General features: G+C 69.1%; 22 protein-coding genes, 1 pseudogene and 1 riboswitch. Of the genes and pseudogenes, 7 read left to right on the forward strand and 16 right to left on the reverse strand.

Features of this window, described 5'->3' with window-relative positions; all coding sequences use genetic code 11:
- Nucleotides 1–84: 84 nt before the first annotated feature.
- On the forward strand, nucleotides 85–1,311 hold the full coding sequence (locus ACMYLB_RS09520) for a hypothetical protein (protein WP_415910687.1): 1,227 nt from the start codon (nucleotides 85–87) through the stop codon (nucleotides 1,309–1,311).
- Between the two features lie 308 nt (nucleotides 1,312–1,619).
- Complete coding sequence (locus tag ACMYLB_RS09525) at nucleotides 1,620–6,071, forward strand: hypothetical protein (RefSeq protein WP_415910688.1); 4,452 nt, start codon at nucleotides 1,620–1,622, stop codon at nucleotides 6,069–6,071.
- Between the two features lie 75 nt (nucleotides 6,072–6,146).
- Here the strand turns inward: ACMYLB_RS09525 and ACMYLB_RS09530 are convergent, their stop codons facing one another.
- On the reverse strand, nucleotides 6,147–6,386 hold the full coding sequence (locus tag ACMYLB_RS09530) for a hypothetical protein (protein WP_415910689.1): 240 nt from the start codon (nucleotides 6,384–6,386) through the stop codon (nucleotides 6,147–6,149).
- A 101-nt stretch (nucleotides 6,387–6,487) separates the two neighbouring features.
- Nucleotides 6,488–6,623, reverse strand: a riboswitch (SAM-I-IV-variant riboswitch).
- Nucleotides 6,624–6,806: 183 nt separating this feature from the next.
- On the opposite strand from ACMYLB_RS09530, the gene ACMYLB_RS09535 reads away from it, so the two are divergent.
- A complete protein-coding gene (locus ACMYLB_RS09535) occupies nucleotides 6,807–7,109 on the forward strand; it encodes an XRE family transcriptional regulator (RefSeq protein WP_415910690.1) in 303 nt (100 codons plus the stop codon).
- 130 nt (nucleotides 7,110–7,239) lie between these two features.
- On the opposite strand, the gene ACMYLB_RS09540 is transcribed toward ACMYLB_RS09535, so the two are convergent.
- The 4 genes and pseudogenes from ACMYLB_RS09540 to ACMYLB_RS09555 form a co-directional block, all read right to left on the reverse strand.
- Nucleotides 7,240–9,399 carry a hypothetical protein gene (locus ACMYLB_RS09540; protein WP_415910691.1) on the reverse strand — a complete coding sequence of 720 codons (2,160 nt, stop codon included), beginning with the start codon at nucleotides 9,397–9,399 and terminating at the stop codon, nucleotides 7,240–7,242.
- A gap of 38 nt (nucleotides 9,400–9,437) precedes the next feature.
- A complete protein-coding gene (locus ACMYLB_RS09545; protein ID WP_415910692.1) occupies nucleotides 9,438–10,829 on the reverse strand; it encodes a DUF1501 domain-containing protein in 1,392 nt (463 codons plus the stop codon).
- An 11-nt stretch (nucleotides 10,830–10,840) separates the two neighbouring features.
- A complete protein-coding gene (locus tag ACMYLB_RS09550) occupies nucleotides 10,841–11,791 on the reverse strand; it encodes a DUF1553 domain-containing protein (RefSeq protein WP_415910693.1) in 951 nt (316 codons plus the stop codon).
- Nucleotides 11,792–11,913: 122 nt separating this feature from the next.
- Nucleotides 11,914–12,480 (reverse strand): annotated as a pseudogene (locus ACMYLB_RS09555) (DUF1549 domain-containing protein); the annotation flags it as partial.
- A 135-nt stretch (nucleotides 12,481–12,615) separates the two neighbouring features.
- On the opposite strand from ACMYLB_RS09555, the gene ACMYLB_RS09560 reads away from it, so the two are divergent.
- Both ACMYLB_RS09560 and ACMYLB_RS09565 read left to right on the forward strand, forming a co-directional pair.
- Complete coding sequence (locus ACMYLB_RS09560; protein ID WP_415910694.1) at nucleotides 12,616–13,329, forward strand: hypothetical protein; 714 nt, start codon at nucleotides 12,616–12,618, stop codon at nucleotides 13,327–13,329.
- A 68-nt stretch (nucleotides 13,330–13,397) separates the two neighbouring features.
- On the forward strand, nucleotides 13,398–13,724 hold the full coding sequence (locus ACMYLB_RS09565) for a Rid family hydrolase (RefSeq protein ID WP_415910695.1): 327 nt from the start codon (nucleotides 13,398–13,400) through the stop codon (nucleotides 13,722–13,724).
- A gap of 214 nt (nucleotides 13,725–13,938) precedes the next feature.
- Here the strand turns inward: ACMYLB_RS09565 and sucD are convergent, their stop codons facing one another.
- On the reverse strand, nucleotides 13,939–14,862 hold the full coding sequence (sucD, locus tag ACMYLB_RS09570; protein ID WP_415910696.1) for a succinate--CoA ligase subunit alpha: 924 nt from the start codon (nucleotides 14,860–14,862) through the stop codon (nucleotides 13,939–13,941).
- Nucleotides 14,863–14,964: 102 nt separating this feature from the next.
- Complete coding sequence (gene sucC, locus ACMYLB_RS09575) at nucleotides 14,965–16,146, reverse strand: ADP-forming succinate--CoA ligase subunit beta (RefSeq protein ID WP_415910697.1); 1,182 nt, start codon at nucleotides 16,144–16,146, stop codon at nucleotides 14,965–14,967.
- 205 nt (nucleotides 16,147–16,351) lie between these two features.
- Between sucC and ACMYLB_RS09580 the strand changes: the two genes are divergently transcribed.
- A complete protein-coding gene (locus tag ACMYLB_RS09580) occupies nucleotides 16,352–16,843 on the forward strand; it encodes a phage regulatory CII family protein (protein WP_415910698.1) in 492 nt (163 codons plus the stop codon).
- A gap of 161 nt (nucleotides 16,844–17,004) precedes the next feature.
- On the opposite strand, the gene rph is transcribed toward ACMYLB_RS09580, so the two are convergent.
- The 6 genes from rph to ACMYLB_RS09610 all read right to left on the reverse strand — a co-directional run bounded on the left by rph (nucleotide 17,005) and on the right by ACMYLB_RS09610 (nucleotide 21,313).
- Nucleotides 17,005–17,754, reverse strand: a complete 750-nt coding sequence (gene rph, locus ACMYLB_RS09585; protein ID WP_415910699.1) for a ribonuclease PH — start codon at nucleotides 17,752–17,754, stop codon at nucleotides 17,005–17,007.
- Nucleotides 17,755–17,842: 88 nt separating this feature from the next.
- The gene (gene hprK, locus ACMYLB_RS09590; RefSeq protein ID WP_415910700.1) at nucleotides 17,843–18,892 is read right to left on the reverse strand and encodes an HPr(Ser) kinase/phosphatase; all 1,050 of its coding nucleotides are present in this window, start codon (nucleotides 18,890–18,892) and stop codon (nucleotides 17,843–17,845) included.
- A gap of 123 nt (nucleotides 18,893–19,015) precedes the next feature.
- Nucleotides 19,016–19,765 carry an LPS export ABC transporter ATP-binding protein gene (lptB, locus tag ACMYLB_RS09595; RefSeq protein WP_415910701.1) on the reverse strand — a complete coding sequence of 250 codons (750 nt, stop codon included), beginning with the start codon at nucleotides 19,763–19,765 and terminating at the stop codon, nucleotides 19,016–19,018.
- A complete protein-coding gene (locus tag ACMYLB_RS09600) occupies nucleotides 19,762–20,310 on the reverse strand; it encodes an LptA/OstA family protein (RefSeq protein ID WP_415910702.1) in 549 nt (182 codons plus the stop codon). Before ACMYLB_RS09600 ends, lptB begins: the two co-directional genes overlap by 4 nt.
- Nucleotides 20,307–20,777 (reverse strand): LPS export ABC transporter periplasmic protein LptC, encoded by a 471-nt coding sequence (gene lptC / locus ACMYLB_RS09605; RefSeq protein ID WP_415910703.1) that lies wholly within the window; start codon nucleotides 20,775–20,777, stop codon nucleotides 20,307–20,309. The genes ACMYLB_RS09600 and lptC overlap by 4 nt, the downstream gene beginning before the upstream one ends.
- A complete protein-coding gene (locus ACMYLB_RS09610; RefSeq protein ID WP_415910704.1) occupies nucleotides 20,774–21,313 on the reverse strand; it encodes a KdsC family phosphatase in 540 nt (179 codons plus the stop codon). Before ACMYLB_RS09610 ends, lptC begins: the two co-directional genes overlap by 4 nt.
- A gap of 193 nt (nucleotides 21,314–21,506) precedes the next feature.
- Here ACMYLB_RS09610 and ACMYLB_RS09615 point away from each other — a divergent pair, with 193 nt between their 5' ends.
- Nucleotides 21,507–23,360: a ClcB-like voltage-gated chloride channel protein gene (locus ACMYLB_RS09615; RefSeq protein ID WP_415910705.1), complete on the forward strand. Its 1,854-nt coding sequence runs from the start codon at nucleotides 21,507–21,509 to the stop codon at nucleotides 23,358–23,360.
- 12 nt (nucleotides 23,361–23,372) lie between these two features.
- Here the strand turns inward: ACMYLB_RS09615 and ACMYLB_RS09620 are convergent, their stop codons facing one another.
- The 3 genes from ACMYLB_RS09620 to ACMYLB_RS09630 all read right to left on the reverse strand — a co-directional run bounded on the left by ACMYLB_RS09620 (nucleotide 23,373) and on the right by ACMYLB_RS09630 (nucleotide 26,059).
- Nucleotides 23,373–23,792 carry a hypothetical protein gene (locus ACMYLB_RS09620; RefSeq protein ID WP_415910706.1) on the reverse strand — a complete coding sequence of 140 codons (420 nt, stop codon included), beginning with the start codon at nucleotides 23,790–23,792 and terminating at the stop codon, nucleotides 23,373–23,375.
- A gap of 1,478 nt (nucleotides 23,793–25,270) precedes the next feature.
- Nucleotides 25,271–25,651, reverse strand: a complete 381-nt coding sequence (locus ACMYLB_RS09625; RefSeq protein ID WP_415910707.1) for a hypothetical protein — start codon at nucleotides 25,649–25,651, stop codon at nucleotides 25,271–25,273.
- A 48-nt stretch (nucleotides 25,652–25,699) separates the two neighbouring features.
- Nucleotides 25,700–26,059 (reverse strand): hypothetical protein, encoded by a 360-nt coding sequence (locus tag ACMYLB_RS09630; RefSeq protein ID WP_415910708.1) that lies wholly within the window; start codon nucleotides 26,057–26,059, stop codon nucleotides 25,700–25,702.
- Between the last annotated feature and the right edge of the window lie 480 nt (nucleotides 26,060–26,539).

The following is a 26,539-nucleotide window of genomic DNA, read 5'->3' on the forward strand; positions in this document are numbered from 1 at the left end:
TACAGCGCCGCCCGCTTTCGCCCGAACACGCACGAGCCATTTGAGTTTTCCCGTCCTCCGCATTCCGTCCCCAGTCCTCCGACCATGTCCGGCCTCGCCCACGCTCACATCCAATCCTCCCTCCGGGCCCAGCCGCTCTTCGAGGCGAAGACCTGGCAGCTCTCACCGGAGGCGTGGCCGCTGACACCGGAGCAGGCGCAGCAGCTCGAGGCGATCGGTGCCGCCTGCCTCGAGTTTCACCAGGCACTCGAGACGCTCTACCTGCGCTCCGCGACGGGGAAGAATCTCCTGCGCAACAAGCCGCTGCTCGCGCCGTGGGTCGCGGACTACCTCGATCGCGGCAAGCCCGCCGACCTCGTCCGCCACGCGCGCGACCCGAAGAACCGCGGCGCCTTTCCCACCGTGCTGCGGCCGGACCTGCTGCTCACCGACGAGGGCTTCGCGCTCACCGAGCTCGACTCCGTCCCCGGCGGCATCGGCCTCACCGCCTTCCTGAACCGCCTCTACGCCGACGAGGCCGGCGACCGCGTGCTCGGCCACGGCGACACGATGATCGGCAACTTCTATGCCTCGCTCGCCGCCCTGCGGACCGAGGTCGCCAACCCGCTCATTGCCATCCTCGTCAGCGAGGAGGCCGGCACCTACCGCCCCGAGATGCAGTGGCTGGCCGACCAGCTCCAGCGCCGCGGCCGCCGCGTCCATTGCCTCGCGCCCGACGACGTGTTCCCGCTCGGCGGCGAGCTCTTCTTCGACGTCGAGGGCACGCCCGAGAAGATCGACATCATCTATCGCTTCTTCGAGCTGTTCGACTGGGCCAACGTCCGCGTCGCGCCGCACATCCTCGAGGCGTGGAGCGCCGGCCAGGTCGCCATCGCGCCGCCAATGCGGCACTTCCAGGAGGAGAAGCTCGCGCTCGCGCTCTTTCACCACCACCTGCTCGGCGACTTCTGGGCCGAAAACATCAGCCGCAAATCCCTCGCCACGCTCCGTCAGCTCATCCCGCAGTCGTGGATCATGGACCCCGCGCCGCTGCCGCCCGGAGCCGTGCTCGACGGCCCCCGCGTCGGCGGCCGCGCGCTCAACGACTGGCGCGACCTGATCGCGGCGTCGCAGAAAGAGCGCGACCTGATCATCAAGATTTCCGGCTTCCACGAGACCGCCTGGGGCGCGCGCAGCGTCGTGCTCGGCAGCGACTGCTCGCGCGAAGAATGGCAGGCCGGCGTCGAGCAGGCCCTGAAACTCGCGCCCACGAACCTCCACGTCCTGCAGGAATACCGCAAACCCAAGCGCGTCGAGCACCCCTCTACGTGAAGGCCCCCGACGGCGTGGCGGACGCGGCCCCCGTCGCCGCCCCGCGGGCCGGACGGCTCCGGCTCTGCCCGTATTATTTCGTCGTCGATGGAGCCGCTCGGCTCTCCGGCGCACTCGCGACCTTCTGCCCGCCGGACAAGAAAATCATACACGGCATGCAGGATGCAGCCTTGCTCCCGACTAAGGTTTTCTCCTTAGCTTAAGCGGTGCGCATCGTTGGTCCCCTCGGGAGCTTTTTTCGGTTCGGTTCGTCGCGCCAGTGGCGCGTGACCGTTTTTCTCTGCGCCCTCTTGTCTCTCGGAGCGGCGATGCGTGCGGCCGACGCTCCGGCGCCCGACCTCGCCGCCATCCGCCAGCGCGCCGAGAGCGGCGATGTCGAAGCGCAGAACGTCCTCGGCAATAATCTCTCGCAGGCCAAGGACTACGCCGGCGCGCTCGCCTGGTATCAGCGCGCGGCCGGCAAGGGTTTCGCCCCGGCGCAGTTCAACCTCGGGCTCGCCTACGAGCTCGGTCGCGGCGTCGCACCGGACGAGAAACAGGCCTTCAGCTACTACCTGAAGGCCGCCGAGCAGGGCTTCCCCGTCGCGCAGTTCAACGTCGGCAACATGTATGCCAGCGGCCGCGGCGTGGCGAAGGACGACTTCGAGGCCAACATCTGGTTCAAGGCCGCCGCCGAACGCGGCCTCGCCGAGGCGCAATACAACCTCGGCCTCGTCTACGAGGTCGGCCGCGGCGTCCGCAAGGACGAGGCCCAGGCCGCGCGCTGGTATCAGCTCGCCGCCGAGCAGGGCTACGCCCGCGCCCAATACAACCTCGGCCTGCTCTACGAGGACGGTCGCGGCATCAAGCAGGACGACGCGGCCGCTGTGCGCCTCTACCGCCAGGCGGCGTTGCAGGGCTTCGCCCCCGCGCAAAACAATCTCGGCCTCCTCTACGTCACCGGTCGCGGCGGGCTCCCGGCCGATCCGGCCACCGCCTTCGCCTGGCTCACCCTCGGCACCGAGGGCGGCGCAGTCTCGCAGGGCCGCGATTACGTGGCCAAGACCCTCAGCGCGGAGCAGCGGACGCAGTCCGAGCGCATTCTCGCCGAACTGCGCAGCCAGCTCCGTCGCTCCCCGGGTCCGGCGCCGGCCGTCGCCAGCACCCCGACCGTTCCGCCGCCGACGGTTTCCGCCGGCGTCCCGGCCAAGACCCTGCGCGAGGACCTCGAGCGCCTCCAGGCGGCGAACAACCGCCTCGCCGAGGCCAACCAGCGCCTCACCCTCGAGAAGGCGCGCGTGGAGTCCGAAAAGGCCGAGCTCGAGAAATGGGCCCAGTCGCTCGAGAAATCGCTCAACGAACGCAGTGCCTCCGGCGAGGAACTCGATCAGGCGCGCAACGAGCTGGCCGACGTGCGGCGCCGGCTCGACGACAGCACCGCCAGCGTCGCGCGGCTGGAAAAGGAACTGGCGGCGGCGCGGGAGGAGCTCGCCACCAAGTCCAACAGCGACACGCGCGCGTTGCAGGACGAGATTGCCCGCCTGCGCCGCCTGGCGGGCGAGGCGAGCAGCCTGCGCGCGATCAACAGCCGCCTGGAAAACGATGTCGCCCGCCTGAAGTCCGGCACCGCGTCGCCCGCCCAGGCCGAGCAGCTGCGCGCGCAGCTCAGCGCCTCCACGACCGCGGAGGAGAAGGCGCGCGCCGAACTCAAGGCCGCGCAGGCCGATCTTTCCGCCGCCCGCTCGGCGGCCGAGACCAACGCCGCCAAGCTCGCCACCCTGCAAGGCGAGCTGGAGACCGCGCGCGGCACGGCCCAGTCCGCGGCGACGGCGACGAAGGAACTCGAGGCGCTCCGCGCCCGGGTGCAGCAGCTCGCGGACGAGAACGCGAAGCTGGCCGTCGCCGCCCAGCGCAACGACGCACCGCTCATCGCGGCGAAGAAGCAGGTCGACGACCTCCAGACGCAGCTGGCGGTCGCCGAGGCCGATCGCGCCAGCATCCGCGAGGATGCCGGCAAGCTGCGCGACGAATTCCAGAAGCTGCGCGCCGCGCTCGCCGCGGCCGAACAGCAGAACCAGCAGCTCCAGGCGGACATCGCCACGCTGCGCGACGCCGCGAAAGGCGCCGAATCGATCGCCAGCCAGCTGGCAGCGCTCCGCGCCGAGAACGAACGGCTCGCGACCGCGGCGAAGGACGCCGCGGCCCTGCGCACGCAGGTGACGCAGCTCTCCGCCGCCCCGCGCGAACTCGAGGCCGCGAAGACGCGCGCCGCCGCGCTGGAGAAGGATCTGGCGGATGCCACCGCCGCGCGGGGCGCGCTGGAGACCCAGCTGGCGACGCTGCGCCAGCAGCTCTCCGTCGCGAACACCTCCGCCGCCGGAGGCGACGCGACCGCCAAGGCGCTGCGCGAGCAGCTCGCGGCCGCGACCGAGAAGGCCCAGCGCGCGAGCGCGCTGGAGGCCGACTTGGCGAATGCCAAGACGGCGCTGGCGGCGGCGGAACAGGCCGGGCGTGAACGCGCGACGGAACTCGATTCACTGCGCCAGCAGCTCGCCCGCGCCAGCCAGGCCGGCGCGCCGGCGGGCGATCTCGATGCCCGGGTCGCCGCGGCGGAAGAAAATCTCAAGAAAGCCAACCAGGCGCTGAGCGGTGCGCGACTCGACCGCGAGCGCGCCGAGCGCCAGGCGGCCGCCGCCCAACGCGAACGCGACGCCGCTCGCACCGCGCTGGAGCCGCTCCAGGGCGAGCTGGCGACGAACAAGGCGTCCCTCGCGCAGGCGGAGCAGGCCGTGCACGATCTCACCACAGAGCGGGATTCGCTGCGCCGGCAGCTGGAGCAGGTCCGCTCTGCCGGGGCGGACGCGACGGTCGCGCAGGCGAAGCTGACGGAAGCGAACGAGGCGCTGAAGCAGAGCAGCGCGAGCGTGGCGGAACTGACCGCGGAGAACGATCGGCTGGAGCGCGCGCTCGCGGCGGCGCAGAAGGACGCGGCGGCGGCGGCCGGGTTGCGCGACGAGCTCGCACGGCTGCGGGCGTCGGCCGCGGGGCTGGCGAGCGCGCAGGACGAGCAGGCGCGCCTGCAGCGCGAAGCCGCGCAGCTGCCGGAATTGCGGGCCCAGGTGCAGCAGCTCCAGCGCGAGGCGGCGGACCGGATAGCGGCCCTGCAGGCGGCGCAAACCCAGCTCGCGACGGTGCAGCGGCAGCTCGACGAGGCGCGGGCGGCGGGCGCGCCGGCGAACGCCAAGCTGCAAAGCGACCTGACCGACGCGACGCAGGCCAACGAGCGGCTCCGGAACCAGGTGGCCGAGCTGACGGCGGCGAACGCCAAGCTCGAGCAGGACTTTGCCAATGCGCAGAAGACGGCCGAGGCGGCGCTCGCCGCGCAGGCCCAGGCCGTGAATGCGGCGCGTCCCGACGCTTATCAGATGGAGATTCGGACGCTGCAGGACCGGGTGAAGCAGCTCGAGTCGTCCATCGAGGACGACCGTATCGCGGCCGCGCGCGAGATCAGCACGCTGGCCGAGCAGCTGCAGAAGGCGCGTGAGACGAGCAAGGCGCTCGGCGATGCCAATCGCGCGCTGCTGGCCGCGAAACAGGCGGACGACGGCCCGAGCCGGGTGGAATTCGATCAGGTGCAGGCCCGCGTGCGCGAACTGACCGCGACCGCCGGAGACTTGAAAAGGCAGAACGACAAGCTCGTCGCCGATGCCGAAAAGCTCACGCAGGAGCGCGACGCGCTCAAGGCGCAGGCCGCCGAGGCGGAAAAAGCCGAGGGGGCCCATAGCTCCACGGTGGCGGAGCTGACGGAGGCGAACAACCGCCTCCAGCAGGAGAAGGCGGATTTCAAGACGCAGATCGCCGTGCTCACGCAGAAGCTGGCCGAGGCCGAGCGCACGACCGGCGCCGAGAACACCAAGCTGGCCGACGAGAACAAGGCGCTCGACGAGCGCCTGAAGGGCGTGGGCGCCCAGCTGGTCGCCGCCCAGCGGCAGATCGAGCAGCTCCGCCAGCAGCAGACCGATGCGACCCAGGCGGCGAGCACGGCGCAGGCGACCGCGGACAAGGCGCAAGCCGAACTCGCGGCGCTGCGGACGCGGCTTGCCGAAGCGGAGAAGGCGACGGATTCGCAGGGATCGTCGGTCGCCGAGCTGACCGCCACGAACCAGAAGCTCGAGCAGGAGCGCGACGCGCTGCGGCAGCAGCTCACCGCCGCCCAAGCGGAGTCGGCGCGGCTGGCCCAGGCGCAGAAGAGCGCGGAGCAGCTGCGGACGGACGCCGAGCGAAGCGCCGCGCAGAACGTCGACGCGCTGACGGCCCAACTGGCGCAGCTGCGCCGTGAGACCGAGGGTTTGCGAACCTCGAACCAGAGCTTGGCGGAGTCGAACCGGACCCTGGATCGCGAGCGCCAGCTGGCCGTGGCGCAGTTGCGGCAGGAGAATAGCGCTCTCGCGGCCCGCCTCGCGCAGGCGCAGGGCACGCTCGACCAGATCGCGGCGGCGGCGCGTCTCGGCACGCCGGCCGCCAGCCTCGCCTCCGCCAGCCAGCCGGTGACGTCGGCTCCGATCGCGGCACCGACCGCCAGTGCGGCGGCGCCGGTCGAGGCGCGTTACCACACCGTGTCGGAGGGGACTCGCTCTCGCGGCTCAGCCTCCGCTACTACGGCACGGCGAATCGCTGGCAGGAGATCTACAACGCCAACCGTGAGGCGCTGCAGGGCGCGAACGCGTTGCGCGTGGGGCAGCGGCTGCGCATCCCCTGAGGCGGGGCGCGCCATCCGGTAGCGGCCGAAACGCAAAAGCCCGCGCGGGCACCGCACGGGCTTCTGAACTATGGACTGAACGAAATCGTCCCGGGTCTCAGGCGACGGCGGTCTTCGACGGCGTGGCTTGGCCCAGCAGGTGTTGGAAGAAGGAGTCGCGGCGCTGGCGGGCGACGGCGAGGTCCTTGGTGCCGAGCGAGCGGCGGATACGCTCCTTGGTGAAGGGCGTCGGGTAAACGGTGTAGTGGAGGAACCACGTGCCGTTGTTGTTCCACAGGTGGTGGTTCGGGTTCTCGGCGTTGACGCGGAGGGCGGGGAGGCTGATGACGTTGGACATGATGCGTGAGCGGTTGATGGTGAGTTAATCGTTCGCGCTTCAGGTTTTTTCCTGAAAAACGAAAGCCGCCTGAGGGCATCAGGCGGCTTTTCGCTTTTTTCGGAGGAGTTTTTTGTTCGAGCGTTTTACCGCCCGCGCATCCGGGTGACTTTCGCCACTCGGAACCACCGTGATCACTCCTAGACCCGGTTGGCAGAACCGGCGGATTGCTCCGTCGATCCTTTCCTGATGCGACGCGAAACGATCAAATCGCCGCGCGTGACGCCAGAAAAATCTGCGTGCGAAATTTCGCATCGGCGGTCCAGGCTACAGCAACTGCCTGCATCTGGTGCGCTTAGACCAGATGGTTTCGACGGAAAATTTTTTGCGGCGGGCGATTTTTTCGGCGCCAAAGCGTATCTTTTCTGATTCAGTTTGGGGATGGAGCAGGACAAACGGAATCGATTCGAGGAAACTTCGACAGAGCGGCTGCGCGAGGAGGGCATCTACAGCGATGTCGAGGCGACGGCGCTGAAGCGCGTGATCGCGACGACGCTCATGCATCGCATGGAGCGGCTCGATCTGTCCGTGTCGGAACTCGCGCGCTCGCTCGGCACGAGCCGCGCGGCGGTAAACCGCGTGCTCGATCCGCTCAACGCCTCGCTGACGCTGAACACGCTGGTGCGCGTCGCGGCGGCGCTCGGCTGCCGCGTGAAACTGGAGATCGTCGTGCCGCGCGAGTGAGCCGTTCGATCGGCTCAGTGCGGCGCGCGCTCATCCGGCGGCGCGACGAACGCGTAGGGCAGCGCGGGAGCGAGGCCGAGTGGCCGCGGCTTAGCGTCGGATTTGCCGTCGCGGGAAACTCGCGTGCCGGTCAGCGCGAAGACGAGATTGCCGGCGCGCTGGGCGACGGGAGGCAGTGATTCGGCGGTGAGCGTGAGCTCGAGTGTCCGGCCTTGTAGGCGGCTGGCGGAAAGGACGAGGCCAGGGGCGGATTGACGAGCTCGGCCGTCACCTGGGCGAGTGGCGGCCCGGCAGCGGGCATCTCGATCGCCACGGAGGCGGCCTGACGCGGGACGAGTTGCAGGCGCTCGGGGGCGGCCAGTCGGAAGCCCGGGGCGCGCGGCGTGAGCTGGACGAGCCACTGCGCAGCCGGGACGAGGTGCCGGTAAAGGAAGGCCTGCATCGTGTCGTCGCAAGGGGCGGCGACGCGAGTGACGACACGGTCGGCGATGGTGGCGGTGCCGGTGAGGCCGAGCGTCAGCGGTCCCGGCGCGGCGAGGCCGGCCGAGGCGGAGAGCGTGAGCTGCACGCTGTCGGCGCCGGCCGGAATGCGCGCGCCATCGAGCCGGAGACCGCGGGCACCGGAGGCGAGCGCGAGGTCGATCGGGCCGTCGAAGCCATCCTGCCGCAGCGCGAACACGGTGACGAGCGCGTGACCGCCAGCCGGGACATTCACGGCGGATGGCGTGACGCGCAGGGCGAAGTCGGGCGCCGCGGCGTGGAGCGCGAGGCGGTAGCCGAATTCCGGGCCGCCGCGGTGCTGCGTGTCGCCGACGACGAGGGTGTAGTCGCCGTCGCTCGGCAAGGTGCAGGCGACGCGGGAGTCGGCCTGATGGGTCAGGAGGCCTTCGGTCTTGTCCTCCGTGTCGTCGTTGCGTGCGAGGAGGCGACCGTCGGGCGCGTGGAGCTCGAGGTAGGAATCGAGCGGCGAGTCGAGGCGGCGGGCGATGACCTCGGCGACGATGGCCTGGCCGGTGCGCCCGGTGAAGCGGTAGGCGTCGCTCTCGTCGGCGCGCGCGATGCGGCCGTTGGCGATGCCGGGGAGCGGGAGGGCGGGAGATGGCGAGTCGGACGAGTCCGGTTCGGTGATCTCCGGAGTCTCGCCGAGCGCGAAGCGGATCGAGTTGGACGCATGGCTGTCGCGATGGACGGAAAGACGCATGATGCCGGCGGGGCGGGCGGAGGTGTCGACGGAGAGGACGGTGGCGGGGAGATTCCAACCAGTGAGAGCGAGACGCGGAGTGGAGCCGCGCGGGGCGCCGAGCGGGAAGACGCTGCGGATGAAGGGCAGCTCTCCGAGGGTGACGCGGTAGACGAAATCCTCGCGGCCGCGGTAGAGCGCGTCGTGGATCTCGAGCTCGTAGGTGCCGTCGGCGGGGATCTCGCAGCCGATGACCGGATCGGGGCGGAACTGGAAGTCGTCGTTGAAGGCGATCTCGCGACCGGAGGAATCGCGGAGGTGGAGCACCGCTTGAAACCAGCCGGGCACGGCGTCGGCGAGGTAGGGGATGAGCGCGCGGGCCTGGAGGGCGAAAGTGAGTTGCTGGCCGCGACGGGCGGTGAAGCGCAGCGCGTCGATCTCGCCGGGAAGAATCTGGCCGTTGACGACCGTGGGGAGCGCGACGGCGAGCGGTGGGCCACGCTTGGCGGCGATGGGCGCCTGGCCGCGGCGCGCGGCATTGCCCGCGGAGGTGGCGGTGACGACCGGGGCTGTGACTTCGGGGAGCGTCCCCACCTGGAACACGAGCGGGTTGGAAAGGCCGTTGGCGGTGGCGAGGCGGAGCTCGCGGGTGCCGGGCGGGGCGTCGGGGGCGACGGTGAGCTCGAGGGTGACGGATTCGGCGAGCGCGGGTGTCCTGGCGTTGGGATTGCGGCGGGCGAGCGTGTCCTGGAGATCGGCCAGTTTCGCGGCGTCCGCGGCGGTGAACTTGGCGGCGTCGGCGGAGCGCCGCTGGCGCAGCTGTTCGACCTGCTCGCGGAGTTCGACGGCCTCGCGCTGGGTGAGAGGACGTTCGTAGCCGGTGAGGCGCGCGCGCAGACCGGGGCCGTTGAAGTGGGCGAGGGTGGCGTCGGCCAGGTGTTCCCCGGCGACGGTGAGCGTGAGCGTGGAGCCGCGGACGGCGCCGGCGGGGTAGACGTAGGCGAGGTGCGGGGCGGCGCGGCCGGGCGCGGCGGGTTGAGCGGAAAGGACGTGGGCGAAGGCAATGAAACCGCCGACAACCGCGAGAACGCGCGCGAGCGAGCGGCGCACAGCGCTCGATGAGTTTCGCGGGATGGACGGGAGCGGCGTCATGTGAGGGCGGCGAGGGCCTGGCCGGCGCCCTCGGGCACGGCGCGGAGGTCGAGCCCTTCGGGATGGGGCAGGCGCGCATCGGCGGCGATGCCGAGCTGGCGATAGATTTTCGCGATGAGGTCGGAGGGCGCGACGGGGTCGGAGGCGAGTTCCTCGCCGCGAGCGTCGGAGGCACCGATGACTTGTCCGCCGCGGAAACCGCCGCCGGCGACGAGGGTGGAGAAGACCTTGCCGTAGTGGCCACGCCCGCCGTTCCACGGGGCTTCCCAGAGGACCTTCGGCGTGCGGCCGAATTCCCCGCCGGCCCACACGATCGTCGAGTCGAGCAGGCCGCGCTGGGCGAGATCGTCGAGCAACGTGGCGAGGCCGCGGTCGAACTCGGGGAGCTTGCGGCGCATCTGCTGGAAGTGCTGCTTGTGGGTGTCCCAGCCCTTGTAGTTGATCGTGACGTAGGGGACGCCCTTCTCGACAAGGCGGCAGGCCATGAGGCAGGACTGGCCGAAGGTGTTGCGGCCATAGCGCTCGCGGACCGCGGCGGTCTCGGTGGAGAGATCGAAGACCTTGCCGGCGTCGCCGAGGATCATCTCGTAGGCCTCGTCCTCGCAGCGGGCGAAGGCTTTCAGGCGCGGTTCGCCGGAGCGGGTGGCGTGCGCGTAGGTGTTGAGCTGGTGCAGGAGGTCGCGGCGCGCGCGCTGGCGGGTGTCGTCGAGGCTGGGGGACACGACGCCTTCGACGACGAAGCGGTCGGCGGCCGGATCGCCGCCGGTGGCGAAGGGACGGTAGCGCGCGCCGAGGAAACCCGATTCCGAGAAGCGGCCCTGCAGCTCGGTGAGCACGATGTAGGGCGGAAGCAGGCCGCGGTAGCCGGCGTCGTAACCCTTGAACAAGGACACCACGGCGCCCGCGCCGGGGAACACGTCGCGCCCGGCGGGCTGGCCGGTCTGCACCATGTAGGCGGCGGTCTCGTGCGAGTTGTTGTTGTGGCTCATGCTGCGGATGAGCGCGTATTTGTCGGCCTGCTTCGCGAGCAGCGGCAGGAGTTCGCCGATGCGCATGCCGGCGACGTTGGTGGCGAGCGCGGTGGCGAGCGGGCCGGTGTAGGCCTGGCCGGCGTCGGGCTTGGGATCGAAGGTGTCGATGTGGCAGGGGCCGCCCCAGAGCCAGATCTGGATGACGGAGCGGGCCCGCGGCGCGACGACCGGAGCCGCCGCGGGAGCGGCGAGGCGTTCGGCCGCGGCGAGCCGCGAGCCGAGGGCGAAGCCGGCGGCGCCGAGCAGGCCGAGGCGGATCGCCTCGCGTCGCGTGAGGGGCGCGCCGCGGAGGCCGAGCGTGCGCAGCTCGGCGTCGAGGCTCCAGCGATGCGGGTCTTCGCTGTGGTGGAGGGGCATGGGGGCGGGGGTCAGTGCTGGTGGAGGAATTCGGCGCTGTTCACGAGGGCCCACGCGACGTCGAGGGCGGCGCGGCGCGGCGGCTTGGACGCGCGCAGGTGCGCCGTGACGACGGCGCGCTCCGCTGCCGTGGGCGGGCGCGCGAGGAAGGTGAGGAAGAGCTCGTCGACGGGTTGCGGGCGGCGGAGGAGCGCCGCGAGCGCGGGACCCTGCTCGAGCTTGCGCTGCACGTGGGTGGAGTTGAGCAGGTGGAGGCGCTGGGCGGCGGTGACGGTGGACGTGCGCTCGGCGGCCTCGCCGGTGTCGCGGGCGGGGCGGCCGAATTTTTCCAGGAAACCGCTCGTGATGCTGCCGTCGGGGAGGGCGATGGCGCGCTGCTCGGCGGGGATGAAGGTGAACGGCTCGGGAATCGCGCTGGTGTAGCTCTCGTGCGTGCCGGTGATCTGGTTGAGCGCGTCGATCAGCACCTCGGCGTCGAGCCGGCGCGGGGCGTAGAAGGCGAAGTGGGCCTCGGCGCACGGGTCGTCGGTGGGCGCGAGCGAGGAGCGCTGGTAGGTTTGGGAGGTGAGGATCTCGCGGAGCAGCGCGCGCAGGTCGTAGTGCGAGGCGACGAGGGTGGCGGCGAGGTGATCGAGCAGGGCGGCGTTCGCGGGCGGGTTGTCGGGGCGGAAGTCGTCGACCGGTTGGACGATGCCGCGCCCGAGGAGCCAGGCCCAGAGACGGTTGGCCAGGGCGCGGGCGAAGGCGGGGTTGTCGGGACGGAGCAGCCACTCGGCGAAGGCGTCGCGCGGATCGGCGTCGGGGGCGAGCGTGGCGGGCGAGCCGTCGGGAAAACGGAGGACGGTGGCGGGGCGTGGGAGGGTGGGATCGAAGAAGACGATCTCCTCCTTCCATTCGCGGGTGGCCTTGTAGCTGAGCTGGGAAAAAACGGGGCGAAGGCATCGAGCCGGCCGGCGGGCCACGATTCGATGCGGGTGCCGAGGAAGGTGAGCGCGACGACGCGGGCGAGGCCGGCGGGCTGGCGGTTGGCGGCGGCGCGCCAGAAGTTGGCGGGGCCGACGCGGAAGTTGCTGCCGTTGGCGGTGAGCAGCTCGCGGGCGAACTGGTCGAGCGGCAGGCCGTCGTGCATGGCGTCGCGGATCCAGCGATGGTAGCACTGGGCGGCGTTGGGCCAGAGGTTGACGGGAAATTCGGCCTTCACGCGCAGCACGTCGCTCCAGCGCATCGCCCAGTAGTCGGCAAACTCCTCGCGGCCCAGCAGCTGGTCGATGAGCGCGGCGCGCTTGTCCGGCGCACGCTCGGCGAGGAAGGCGCGCGCCTCGTCCGCCGTGGGCAGCGTGCCGATGACGTCCAGGTAGGCGCGGCGCAGGAAGACGGCGTCGCTGCACGGGACGGCCGGTGTCAGCCCGAGGGCGGCGAGATCCGCGAGCACGAGGTCGTCGAGACGCGAGCGGGGCGTCGCGGTCTCCGTCGTTTCAAAAGGCTCCACCGGCGCGGCGGTCGCCGGGGACGGGGAGCTTGCGATTGCGGGACCGGCCACGGCCAAGGCGAGAGCGAGCCGGAGGCCGGTGCGGCGGAGCGGGGAAGAAAAGGGGGCGAGTTCACGGCGAACCGGAAACGCGCGGCGCGTGGGGCGCGCAGATGCCATCATGACGCCCGGGCGTTATGCCGGCTACGCATGGCCTGGGCAAAGCATGGCGTCTTATAGCGCGTATTGCCGGAGGTGTTGAGTCACGTGCGGCTCGCGGCGGGGTAACTCGCCGGCGGAGACGGCGTCACAGCTCGCATGCCCCCTTTTGCGAGTGCGACGCCGTTCCCCGTCCCTGCCACGTCCGCCTCGCGTCCGGTGCCCGAGTCGTGCTGGACCGAATGGCCGCGTGCCGGTGAAGCGGCGGGCGTCACCTTCCGGCGGCTGGCGGAGCGGATCGCGGCGACGCGGGCGACGGTGGTGGCCTTGTTCGTCTACGGGGCGGTCGATCGGGCCGGAGAGCGCGAGGCCGCGCTGCGGGCGGGGTGGGGCGAGGTGAATTTTCCCGTGACGTGGATCGAGTGCGCGGCGTGCGACGGAGCGGAGCTGGCCGGCGTGCAGGCGCTGGGGTGGCACGGGACGGCGGTGGAGCGCCTCCGCGTCGGCGGACGCGTCGTCGGCTCGGTGGCCGATGACGGCGCCGCGCGGCATCTGTGGCTCGGCGGCGTCGCGCCGCGAGCGCTGATGCTGCCGAAGGCGGCGCAGGTGCAGCAGATGTTCGCCGAGGCGGAGCTGGCGCTCGACCTGGCGGGATTCGAGCTCGGTGACGTCGTGCGGACGTGGTTCTACAACGACGACATCCTGGCGTGGTATGGCGATTTCAACCGGGTGCGCACGGCGCACTACGCCGGCGTGCGGTGGCGGTCGGGATCGCTGCCGGCGAGCACGGGCATCGGGGCGCGCAACCGCACCGGCGCGGCGCTCGAGGTGGCGGGACGGGCCTGGCGCCCGAAAGGGGGAACGCGCTGCTGACGCCGCGGGAGATTGCCTCGCCCCGGCAATGCCCGGCGCCGGCTTACGGCAGTTCGTTCAGCCGCGCGATGGAAGTCCCGGTGGGCGACCGGCGGTGGCTGACGGTGTCGGGCACGGCGAGCATCCATCCGGACGGCCGCACGGCGTGGGTGGGCGACGTGCGGCGCCAGGTCGACCTCACGATGGAAGTCGTGGCGGCGATCCTGCACTCGCGCGGCATGGACTGGCGGCACGTCACGCGGGCGACGGCGTATCACCGGCACGCGGCGGACGTGCGGCATTTCCAGGCCTGGCAGGCCGAGCACGCGCAGGAAGCGCTGCCGGTGGTGAACACGGCGAGCGTGGTGTGCCGCGACGATCTGCTGTTCGAGATCGAGGTCGACGCGGTGGCGTGAGGGCGAGGCGAGGAGGCTGGGTTGCCCGCGAAGCACGTGAACGGGCGCGAAAGGGTTTCGCTGGATCGCCACGGCCCGCGGCGCGGGCCTCGCGATGTCCGGGATGCCGAGCTACGGTGGCTGGGCTGGTTTGCGAGTGGGCGCGGGATGGGCGGGCACGAAAAAGGCCGGGCATTGCGGCCCGGCCTTCGTGAGTGAGTGGCGACGTTCGCGATTAGGCGAGTTTGACGCCGAGGCGCTTGGCGGAGCGCTCGAGGGCGTCGGCCATGTCGGAGGGCGTGACCGCGACTTCGATGCCGCATTCCTGGAAGACGGCGATCTTGGCGGCGGCGGTGTCCTCGGCGCCGCCGACGACCGCGCCAGCGTGGCCCATGCGGCGGCCCTTGGGGGCGGTCGCACCGGCGATGAAGCCCGCGACGGGCTTCTTGCAGTGGGCCTTGATCCAGCGCGCGGCCTCGACTTCGGCGCTGCCGCCGATTTCGCCGATCATGATGATGCCCCAGGTGTCGGGGTCTTCATTGAAGAGCTTGATGACGTCGAGGTGCGAGGTGCCGTTGACGGGGTCGCCGCCGATGCCGACGGAGGTCGACTGGCCGATGCCTTTCGAGGTGAGTTGGAACACCGCCTCGTAGGTGAGCGTGCCGGAGCGGGAGACGACGCCGACGTGGCCCTTCTTGTGAATGTAGCCGGGAGCGATGCCGATGCGGCAGCCGCCGTTCGAGTCCTTGCCGGCGCCGGGCGTGACGATGCCAGGGCAGTTCGGGCCGATGAGGCGGGTCTTCTTGCCCTGCATGGCGCGCTTCACCTGGATCATGTCGCGGATCGGAATGCCTTCCGTGATCGCGACGCAGAGGTCGAGGTTGGCGTCGACGCCCTCGAGGATGGCGTCGGCGGCGAAGGGCGGCGGGACGAACACCGCGGAGGCGGTCGCGCCGGTGGCGGCGACGGCGTCGGCGACGGTGTTGAAGATCGGAACCTTGTGGGAGCCGTGTTCGAAGAACTGGCCGCCCTTGCCCGGCGTGACGCCGGCGACGATGGCGGAGCCGTAGTCGAGGGAGAGCTTGGTGTGACGACCGCCGAACTCGCCGGTGATGCCCTGGACGAGAACCTTGGTCTTTTCGTTAACGATGATGGACATTGCTGAAGGAGTTGAGAGTTGAGGGTTGAGAGTTGAGAGAGGCGGGTTGGTGGAGGCTTGGGGCTCTCAACACTCAACTCTCATCTCTCAACGGCTCGGAGCTCAGGCGACGAGTTTGACGATCTTCTGGGCGGCGTCGGCCATGGTGTCGGCGGACTCGATCTTGAGGCCGGACTCGGCGAGGGTCTTCTTGCCCGCGGCGACGTTGTTGCCTTCGAGGCGGACGACGAGCGGGATCTTGAGGCCGAGCTCGCGGGCCGCGGCGACGACGCCGGTGGCGATCGTGTTGCAGTCCATGATGCCGCCGAAGATGTTCACGAGGATGCCCTTCACGTTCGGGTCGGTGAGGATGATGCGGAAGGCCGCCTGCACCTGGTCCTTCGAGGCGCCGCCGCCGACGTCGAGGAAGTTGGCGGGGTTGCCGCCAAAGTGCTTGATGATGTCCATCGTGCTCATCGCGAGGCCGGCGCCGTTCACCAAGCAGGCAATGTTGCCGTCGAGCGCGATGTAGCTGAGGTTGTATTTCGAGGCTTCGATTTCCTTGGAATCCTCTTCGTTGAGGTCGCGGAGATCGACGATGTCCTTGTGGCGGAAGAGCGCGTTGTCGTCGAAGGAGACCTTGGCGTCGAGCGCGAGGACTTCGCCGGCGGGCGTCGTGATGAGCGGGTTGACCTCGACCATGGAGGCGTCGGTCTCCCACCACATGCGGTAGAGATTCGTGATGAGCTTCACCGCGTTCTTGAAGTAGTCGCCGGTGAAGCCGAGTTGGAAGGCGAGCTGGCGCGCCTGGTAGCCCTGGAGGCCGACGGCGGGGTCGACGAAGATCTTGAAGATCTTCTCCGGCGTCTCGTGCGCGACCTTCTCGATTTCGACGCCGCCCTCGGTCGAGGCGACGATGACGGGCTTCGAGGTGTTACGGTCGAGGAGGATCGCGAGGTAGTATTCCTTCGAGATGTCCGCGGCCTTGGTGAAGTAGATCGTCTGGACCTTGCGGCCGGCGGCGCCGGTCTGGGCGGTCACGAGCGTGTTGCCATACATCTTGTTGGCGTAGTCGAGCGCCTCGGACTTGGTCTTGGCGAACTTGACGCCACCCTTGAAGCCGTCGGTGAACGTGCCTTTGCCACGGCCGCCGGCGTGGATCTGGGATTTGACGACGAACGGGGCTTCGCCCAGCGCGGACAGCGCGGACTCGAACTCGGCGGGCGAACGGGCGGGCACGCCCTTCGGCACCGGCACCCCGTATTTTTCGAACAAGGCTTTGGCCTGATACTCGTGAATGTTCATGGGAAAAGAGGCGTTTTTTAAGCCACAAAACCCCGCCGAAAGACACCTAAAAGATGCCGCGTCCCTTGCCTGAAACGCATCATAAGCCACCCGGGGCGCTCCCGTAAGCGGAGCATAAGGCGCGGTTGCGACGCCGCCGTCAGGTGACGCAGCCGCGTCCGGTCGGTGATTGCGTTGCGCGCCCCGCTCCGCAAGATGCTCGACCATGCATTCCCACGAGCTGCTCAAGGAAGTGCTCAAGAAGACCAGCGCGAAACAGATCGCAGGCGATATGGGCCTGTCGCTCTCGCTCATCTACAAGTGGGCCGAGCCGCCCGCCGATGAGACCGGCAGCGGTGCGAACAACCCCCTCGATCGCATCGAGCAGCTGCTCAAGATCACCAACGACACCCGCATCGCCCAGTGGGTGTGCGAGCGCGCCGGCGGCTTCTTCATCACCAATCCGAAGCACAAGCCCCACGACATCAATCTCATCCCCTCGACGAACAACATCGTGCAGGAGTTCGCCGACATGCTGGGCGTCATCGCCGTGGCCGCCGCCGACAACCAGATCACCAAGGAGGAGGCCAAGGCCATCCGCCGCCGGTGGGAGGACCTGAAGAGCGTCACCGAGGGCTTCGTGCGCGCGTGCGAAGAGGGCAACTTCATCGCCCTGAAACAGGAAGCGACCGCGCGGGACGCGAAGGCGCAGGGCTGAGCGCCGCACTGGCGCGCACGCTTTTTTCCAAGGGCAACGGTCGGCTCGCGGGGCGGGCGCACCGCCGCGCCTCCGTCGGCGCCTTCGATGCGCGCGCTGTCACGGCAATAGCGCGGATATGTCCGAGACCTGTCGCCTCAGGCGCGGCGCCGCGGCCGCGCTCAGAACTTCAGCAGCTGCTTGGCGAGGAACGCCGACTGGATGCCGGCGAGCTCCTGCAGGCCCTTGCGGGCGAGGCCGAGCAGGCCGTCGAGCTCCTCCTGCGAGAACGTCGCCTCCTCGCCCGTGCCCTGCACCTCGACGAACTGGCCCTTGCCGGTCATGACGACGTTGAAGTCGACCGCCGCGTCCTTGTCCTCGATGTAGTTCAGGTCGAGCAACTGCTGGCCGTTGAAGAGGCCGACGCTGACGGCGGCGACGGAGTCGATGAGCGGGTTCTCGGCAATTTTCTTCGCGTCGAGCAGCTTCTGGATGGCGAGGCGCGCGGCGAGGTAGGCGCCGGTGATCGACGCCGTGCGCGTGCCGCCGTCGGCCTGGAGGACGTCGCAGTCGATCCAGAGCGTGTTGTCGCCCAGTTTTTGGAGATCGATGACGGCGCGCAGCGAGCGGCCGATGAGGCGCTGGATCTCGACGGTGCGGCCGTCGATTTTGCCCTTCGAGATGTCGCGTGCCTTGCGGTCGTGCGTCGAGTAGGGGAGCATCGAATACTCCGCCGTCAGCCAGCCGCCGGTGACGCCCTGCTGGCGCATCCACGAGGGAACCTTGGGTTCGATGGTGGCGGCGCAGATGACGCGCGTGTGGCCGAAGCCGATGAGCACGGAGCCCGAGGCGTGGGGGGCGATGTTGGCCTCGAGGGTGATGGGGCGCAGCTGGTCGGGTTTGCGGCCGTCGGGGCGCGAGGAGGTGGACATGTTGATGTCAGCACACGCGCGCGGCGCGATGGGGGCAAGGCCGGAAGCGGGCGGGTGACGCGGCGGGCGGCGGCGACGGGGCGCGCGCTCAGCTCGGGTTCTCGGGCGGCTCCTCGTCCTCGGGGAATTCCTGGGGCAGGAGCGGCGCGCGCGATTCGGCGGCGATGCGATGCGTGGTGGTCTTCTGCGCCTGCTGCTCCTGCATGTGCGCGATGAGGCGGTTGTTGAAGGTCTGCGCCGGATCGTGGCCCATCTTCTTCAGGGCCTGCACCATCGCGGCGACCTCGATCAGGCGCGCGATGTCGCGGCCGGGGCGGACGTAGAATTCGATGTGCGGCACCTTGATGCCGAGGATCTCGTAATAGTTCTCCTCGAGGCCGGTGCGCTCCTCCACGACCTCGGGGCTCCATTCCTTGAGGGTGACGACCAGGTCGATGCGCTTCTCGAGGCGGATGCTTTTCACGCCGAACATCTCGGCGATGTTGATGATGCCGATGCCGCGGCACTCCATGTAGCCGCGATTGAGCTCGCGCGAGCTGGCGGTGAGCTCGCGCTCGTCGACCAGGCGGATGCAGGTGAGGTCGTCGGCGACGAGCGAGTGGCCGCGCTCGATCAGGGCGAGGGCGCACTCGGATTTGCCGATGCCGGAGTCGCCGCGGATCATCACGCCGATGCCCTTGATGTCGAGGGTGGTGGCGTGCTCGGTGCCGGAGGGGGCGAACTCGTTGTCGACGCACAGCGTGGCGGCGTTCACGAAATTCATCGTGATCATCGGCGTGCGGAAGATCGGCAGGTGCATCTCCTGCGAGACCGCGAGCATGGGGTGCGTGGCGTTGTAGTTGCGCGTGAGCACGAGGCAGGGGATGCCGCGCTTCACCATCTCCTGGAAAATGATGATCTGCTGCCGCTGCGAGAGCGTCTTCAGGAAGGTCATCTCCGCCGCGCCGAGCACCTGAATGCGCTTCATCGCGAAATATTTGAAGAAGCCCGTGAGCGCGAGCGAGGGGCGGTTGATCGAGCCCTCCTTGATCAGCCGGTGCAGGCCCTCGCCGCCGGTGATGAGCTCGAGCTGGAGCTTGTCACGGTAGGTCTCGTAGAAATGCGCGACGGTGATGCCGGCGATGGCTTTGGTGGGCATGGGGGACGGCGGAAGTAGCGGGTAACGGGTAGTGAGTAGGGGAAGAGACGCTGCGGAACAAGCTCGCGCTCGCGGCAAACGCTCGAGGCGGACTCCGCGCTCCCCGCGACCCACTCCTCGCGACTAAAGGTTGAAATCCTTGCCCAGATACAGCTCGCGGGCCTGCGGGTCGTTGATGAGGAACTCGCCGGTGCCCTCGGTCATGACCTTGCCGCGGTGGATGATGTAGCCGCGGTCGACGATGCGCAGGGTCTCGCGCACGTTGTGGTCGGTGATGAGCACGCCGATGCCGCGGGAGCGGAGCTCGAGGATGATCTTCTGCACCTCGGCGACGGAGATCGGGTCGACGCCGGCGAAGGGCTCGTCCATGAGCAGGAAGCGCGGGCGCGTCACCAACGCGCGGGCGATCTCGAGGCGGCGGCGCTCGCCGCCGGACAGCGTGTAGGCGGGCTGGTCGGCGAGGTGGCCGATGCTCAGCTCGTCGAGGTGGTGCTTCACCAGGGCGGCGCGATCGCGGGACGACACGCCGCGCAGCGTCTCGACGATGGCGAGGATGTTCTCGGCCACGGTGAGCTTGCGGAAGATCGACGCCTCTTGCGGCAGGTAGCCGACGCCGAGCCGCGCGCGGCGGTGCATGCGGAGGTGGGTGGCGTCCTGGCCGTTGATGAAGACGCGGCCGCCGGTCGCGGGCACGAGGCCGACGACCATGTAGAACGTCGTGGTCTTGCCCGCACCGTTCGGGCCGAGGAGGCCGACGACCTCGCCGGCCTTCACGCGGATGGCGACGCCGTTCACGACCGTTCGCGGGCCGTAGGTTTTCACCAGGCCCTCGGTGTGGATCTCGAAATGCTCGGGCGCGACGGCGGTGCTCACGGCTGCTTCGGCGTCTCGGGTGCGCCTTCGACCTTCTTGTCCTTGTCGAAACCGAGGTCCTTCACCGGCGGGCCGACGATGCGCACGTTGGTGCCGCGCACCTGGCGCTCGCCGCGGAGGAGGAGGAGCTCGTCGCCGGTCCAGGTCCAGCCCACGCCGCGGTCGGTGACGACGGGGCGGTCGCTGAGGGTGATCTTGTCGTCGCCGGGGAGGACGACGGCCTTGCCGCAGGCGGCCTCGCGGTCGCCCTGCACGATGTGGACGCTGCCGGTCGCGACCAGCGACTTGAAGCGCTCGACCTTGCCGATCGTGGCGCCCGGATCGCCCTTGGCGCGGAAGGCCACGACCTCGAGCCGGTCGCAGGTCAGCTTGAGATTCGTGCCGGTGACGATGACGTTGCCCTCGAAGATCGACGTCGTCTCCGCATCGGTGCTCTTCATGTCGAGTTTCTGGCTCTCGATCACGGTCGGCTGGGTCTCGGCGTTTTGCGCGAGGAGCGGGCCGGCGAGCGCGGCGAGGAGGAGAGCGAGGCGAGGCAGCGTCATTGCAGGAAATTCTTCAATTCGGCGCGGAACGTTACGCGCACCTTCTGTTGCATGGAAACCCTTTTCTCCCGGTGGTCGTAGGTCCAGAGCGTGCCGGTGGCCTCGAGATCGTCGCGGATGACGCGGATCGCGCCGGTGCCGGAGACGACCTGCGTGTCGGTGAGGACCTTGGCGTTCGGGCTCAGGATCATCGTGTCGATGCGGTCCTGCGCGTCGCCGCTGAAGACGGTCAGCGTGAGCTCGCGGATGTCGATTTCCTTGGCGCTCATGAGGCGCGCCTCGGTGCCGCGCACGAGCCACTGGCGGAAACCCTCGGGCGTGAACGTGGGCAGGCGGAAATTCACGATCGGCGCGTCGGTGGCGATGCGGGTCGTCGTCTGCGCCGGCGCGAGGACCGCGGCGGAGAGGAGGCACAGCACGCCGAGCCACTTCCGGGCGGCGGGAAATTTCGAATCGGGAGCGCTCACGAGGCTGCCTTCTGACCCCGCGCGGCGAGGATTTGTTCACACACTTCGCGCACGGCGCCGTGGCCGGCCTCGCGGGCGGGGATAAAGCGTGCCGCCCGTAGCGCGGCGGGCATGGCCTGGCGCGGGGCCACGCCGACGCCGGCCCAGGCGATGGCGGGCGCGTCGATGTCGTCGTCGCCCATGTAGCAGGCCTCGCCGGCCTTCACGCCGAGCTGGGCCGCAAGTTCCTGCAGGGCGACCAGCTTGTCGGTGCGGCCCTGGATGAGGTGCGGGATCTGGAGTTCCTGCGCGCGCGCGGTGGTGGCGGCCGAGGGACGGCCCGAGATCCACGCCAGGGCGACGCCGGCCTTGCGCAGGCGGACGAGGCCCATGCCGTCGAGGATGGAGAAGCCCTTCGACTCCGTGCCGTCCGAGTGGATGCGCACGGTGCCGTCCGTCAGCACGCCGTCGACGTCCATGGCGAAGAGCCGGATCGCGTCCCAACGGAGGCGGGGTTTCGGTTTGCGACGGGAGGCGGGGGATTTCGGCGCGGCCACGGTGGAGCGGAGGTTGCGGGGTCGGACGCGGGCCGCCAATCTGATTTATCAAGTCGTCGCGAGCCGCCGGACGGACGCAGCTATCGTCTTGCGCCGCCGGGGCGGGGTGGGTTGCTTGGTCGCCGTCGCGCGGTGGGGCCCGCGGTTGGGCTCCGGGTGCGGCGGGTCTTCGATGTCGCAGGAATCCACTCCAGTGCCACCCTCTCCGCCGGACGACGCGCAAGCCGCGGCGCAGCAGGCGGCGCAGGCGGAGGAGCGTCGGCGGGTGCGGCTGTCCTTCGAGCGGCTGCTCAACGTCAGCCAGCAGCAGCTGATGAAACTCCTGCGCCGCCGCCTGTGGCTGCAGGAGAAGCTGCACCCCACGGAGTGGCAGGTGACGCTGTTCTGGTCCGCGGTGGCGGGTTTTCTCGGTGCGCTGTCGGCGGTGGCGTTCACCAGCCTGACCGAGGGCGTGCACGAACTGCTCACGGGCTCGCGCGCCGGCGTCGTGGAGACGATGCGGCTGATCCCGGCCTGGGCCGTCGTCCTCGTGCCGGCGGCGGGCGGCGTGGCGGCGGGGCTGATCCTGAAGTTCGGGCAGCGCTTCGCCGGCCGGCAGAGCGCGACCGACTACATGGAGGCGATCGTGATCGGCAGCGGCCGCATCCCCGCGCGGGCGAGCCTGGTCAAGACGGCGGCGTCGCTCTTCACCATCGGCTCGGGCGGCTCGATCGGCCGCGAAGGTCCGCTCGTGCAGCTGGCGGCGGTGGCCTCGTCGCGCCTCGGCCGCTGGCTGAGCCTGAGTGCGCCGAAGCAGCGCCTGCTCGTGGCCTGCGGCGCCTCGGCCGGCATCGCCTCCGCCTACAACGCCCCGATCGCGGGCTCGTTCTTCGTGGCGGAGATCATTCTCGGCACGATCGCGATGGAGAGCCTCGGCCCGCTGGTCATCGCGGCGGTCACGGCGGCGCTGACCATGCGGGTGATGACCAGCGCGGGCAAACTCTACGCCGTGCCGAGCTACGAGATGCACACGCCGTGGGAGATGGTGGCCTACGTGCTGCTCGGCCTGATCGTCGGCGCGCTGGCGCCGTGGTTCCTGCGCAGCCTGCGCGCGGCGGAGAATTTCTTTCGCGGCACGAAGCTCCCGCTGGTGCTGCGCCTCGGCGCCGGCGGCCTGATCGTCGGCGCGCTGGCGGTGAAGGTGCCCGAGGTCTGCGGCAACGGCTACTCGGTGGTGGTGGGTGTGCTCCAGGGCAACTACGTGTGGACGGCGCTGCTGCTGATCGTCGCCTGCAAGTGGCTCGCCACCTGCGCCTCGTTCGGCTCGGGCGCGCCGGGCGGCGTGTTCACGCCCTCGCTCTTCATGGGTGCGGGCGCGGGCTTTCTCTACGGCCAGGCGCTGCAGACGCTGTGGCCCTCCGCCGCGATCGACCCGCGCACCATCGCGATGGTGGGCATGGGCGCGTTCCTCTCCGCCGCCAGCCACGCACCGGTCATGGCGATCATCATGCTTTTCGAGATGACGCTCAGCTACGACATCATCCTGCCCCTGATGGTGTGCAGCGTCGTGGCGTATTTCACCGCCAAGAGCCTCGAGGGCGAGTCGCTCTACAGCGCCTCGCTCAAGCGCAAGGCCGTCGAGCAGGCCGCGACCGTGCCCGTGGCCGTGCGGGTGGGCGAGCTGATGCGGGCCGACCCGCCGACGCTGGCGCGCACGGCGTCGTTCGGCGAGATCGGCCGCGCCTTCCTCGCCAACCGCGTCAACAACCTCTACGTGACCGAGCCCGACGGACGCTTCGTCGGCGTCGTGTCGCTGCACGACATCAAGCCGTTCCTGCAGCAGCCCGACATCGCCGAGGTCGTGCTCGCCAACGACATCCTGCGCGACGATTTCCCGACCATCCGCGCCGACCAGCCGCTGAGCGACGGCCTCAAGCGTTTCCGCGAAGTCAGCGCCGAGCGCATCCCGGTGCTCGATGCCGAGGCGAAGCTGCTCGGCAGCCTCTCCAAGACCGACGTGCTTCTCGCCCTCGCGGAGAAGGCGCCGGTGGCCCCGACCGCCGCCTGAGCGGCCGGCGGTTCAGAAGCACCTCTCGAGATAGGCCGCGGCGGCGGCGGAGATGCCGCCGATCTTGTCCGTCGCCTGGCGGTAGAACTTGAAGTTCAGCTCGGTCTCGGGCCGGCCGTCCGCCCAGTCGGAAAACGGCTTCAGTTCCGCGCGGCCGCAGCGGCGCCGGGCGAGCGCCGTGCGCCGGACCGTGATGCTCACGCGCGGCGTCTGCCGCGCGACGCCGGGCCGCCGCGGCGTCGCTTGCGCCGCGGTGACAACCCCGCGGGCCCAGAGCCCCGTGCCGCCCTCGTTCTCGCTGTCGAAGAGATAGATCACGTCGCCCGCCGCGATCCCGCGCCCGCCATACATCGTCTTCTGCGCGGCGAACGAAAACACCGTCGCGGCGCGGTCGCGCAGCGGGGTTTTGATGACGTAGGCCGGCGTCGACATGCCGGCACCAAACCCGGTCGCCCGTGCGCCGGCAAGCCTCCGGCGCGGAAGCGAAGCCCCTTCGTCCCTCGCGCCGCCGCCGAGGCGCGCGAGCGCCCGGCGCGCCCAACGCCGTCGGCAGGGCCGCGTCCGCTGTCGCTGCACGCGGCAGTGCGCGGCGGCTTTTGGTATCGCGACCCGCGCTGCGAGCGGAGGGCGGTTGAGGGCAAGCGTCCCTTCCGGCGTAACACGCATCCTGGCAGGGGCCATTGCCCTCAACGGCCCTCGAACGAAGCCTAGCGCCTGAGCAACAACCGCGGACGCTGCTGCAACCCAGCCGGATGACCAGGCAACGAAGCTCGCTCTCTCCGCCGCGAGGGAAGGGCGCTTGGGGACAAGCGCCCCTACCGAAGAAACACGGATTGAGGTAGGGACGGTGTCCGATGTCGCTTCGCTCGGTAGTCTCCAACGGCCTTTGAACGAGGCTGAGCGCCCGAGCGACACGCTTGCGCCTCCGAGCAACACCCTCGGCCCTTTCCGCAACGACGTCGTCCGACCAAACAATCGAGCCGTCCGGCAAAACAAGGAACTCGTCCGCCGAAACAACGGAGTTGGAGCCCAAAACAATGGGCTCGTCTGACCAAACAATGTAGCCGGACCACAAAACAATGGAGTCGGGAGGCGAAGCAATTGAGTTGGGAAACGAAACAATTGAGTTGGCGGCTCAAGCAATGAGCGCGGCGGCTCAAGCAATCGGGTCGTCCGTGTAAACAATCGCCTCGGCGTGTAAAACAATCGGGTTGGCGTGGGAAACAATGACGCACGGCGGTCAAACAATCGCCTCAGCGCCTCAAGCAATGAGCTCGGCCGCTCAAACAATCGGGTCGGCGTGTAAAACAATGAGCTCGGCGCGTGAAGCAATGACCCTCTCGCGAGAAGCAATGACCCACTGCGGTCGAGCAATTGCGCAAGTGCTTGATTCCGGAGCCCAGCCCGGCGCCGCAGGCGCGAAGTGACCGCAAGCACCGCACCCCAGGCGCCGCGCAATTGAGGAGCCCCTGTCCGCGAAGCATGCGCTCGGAGGGTAGGGGCGGTTGTCCCCAACCGCCCTCGAACGAGTTGGCACCCACGAAACACACCAAAAACACGAAAACCAACCCGCCCGCGAATGAACGCGAATCGCCGCGGCTCACCCGAGCGATGGCGCGATGTCCCGGACGACGCCCGCGCATGCGTCCATGACCGGTAGGGGCCGTTGCCCTCAACGGCCCTGGAACGTGGCATCGCGCCGCGAACGCCAGGGCGCTTGAAGGCAAGCGCCCCTACCGAGGAAACACGCATCCCGGTGGGGCGGTGTCCGATGGCGCGGCGCTCGACAGCCCTCGACCGCCGTCGGGCGAACGGGAAACCACGAAACACGCCAGCCGCACGAAAGCAGCAGGGTGCCCGGCGAGGGAAACGGAGGATGCCAGGCGGAGCCGGGGCGATCCGAATCGCGGTCACTTCCCGTGCGATGCCGGTGCCGGCTTCTTCATCAGCCGGTATGGCCCCTGGCGCGCATCGTCCACAACGCCGGGGACGGCCCTGATCAGCAAACTTCGGTCGTTCTGAATCTCGGCGAAGGGAGCCTCCTGCACGGGCCTGCCGTGCTTATCGGGATCAACCTGCCAAATCAGATCGTTGCCCCGCACAACGGTCGCGACTTCGATTTCGATATCGTCGAAGCGAATCTCACTGCGCTTCGCGAATAAAACGAGGCTGACGTGGCGAGGCGATCCTGCCGGGCTTTCCCAGCGAGCGATTGGCATGTCCGTTTCCTTCTTCGCACATGCGGCGAGGAAGAGAAGCCCCACCCGTGCAAGAACGCGCGCCGAATTCATCGTCCGCCCATCGTCACCGATGGCTGTGATGACTGGATCGGCTCTTCTTCATCGCGGATCGGAACTGAACGAAAGCTTTCGATCTCGGCCAAACACTGCGCGATCATCGAAGCTCATCCCGTGTGTGATGTAGCCGGCCTGCTCGCGGAGCGGCGTGCCTTCGGCCCATCGACCGCTAATTTGCCACGCACTGTCCGAATACTGGCTAATCCTCACTTCTTTCTTTTCTCCGGGACGCAGGGTGCCCAAGACAAAATTCTGATCCCAGACTTTCACACTGAGGTCAAAGAGCACCTCGGTAGATTCATTCGCAATCACGAGCCGCGCTTCTTGGCGCATAAAAGAGCGCAGGCCAAACAGGCCACCGACTAGAGCAACGGCCATAAAGAGAATGATGACGCGCTTCATCTTCCGCCCATCGTTTGAGGTCAGCCACGCAGGGCAGCGTCAGCTGCCCGGAGTTGGCCTGATCGAACGGTGCGGACGCCCCACTGCAATTGTATGCTGTCTTCGCGGCATTCTCCGCTACCTGCGCAAACAGTCGCTCAAGATTCCACTCGGCTGTCTTCCCTGCGGGAATCGTAACGCCAGTCCTAATCCTCGAAAACAGCCCATGCGCTTCTTTCCAGCGCGACGGGGACTGCAGTATCAAAACCAGATCGGAATACTCGTCGCGTCGTGAAACATAGGGCAGCAAGCGCTGCACAATCTCGAGTGCTCGGGCGGCATGCTGCGGCGTGTATTTCATCGGCTAACAGTGTTATTCAGATTCAGTGAAAAACCTCACTGTGGGGTGGCCCGTGGGAGTGAGGCTGGGGCAAAGCGGCTGGTGCTCAAGACTGTTATAGAAGGGGGGCGGTTTTTGCGGTTGCGATGCGACCCGACAAA

This window comes from Oleiharenicola sp. Vm1 (assembly GCF_047777955.1).
In the GTDB taxonomy this organism is placed as follows: Bacteria; Verrucomicrobiota; Verrucomicrobiia; order Opitutales; family Opitutaceae; genus Didemnitutus.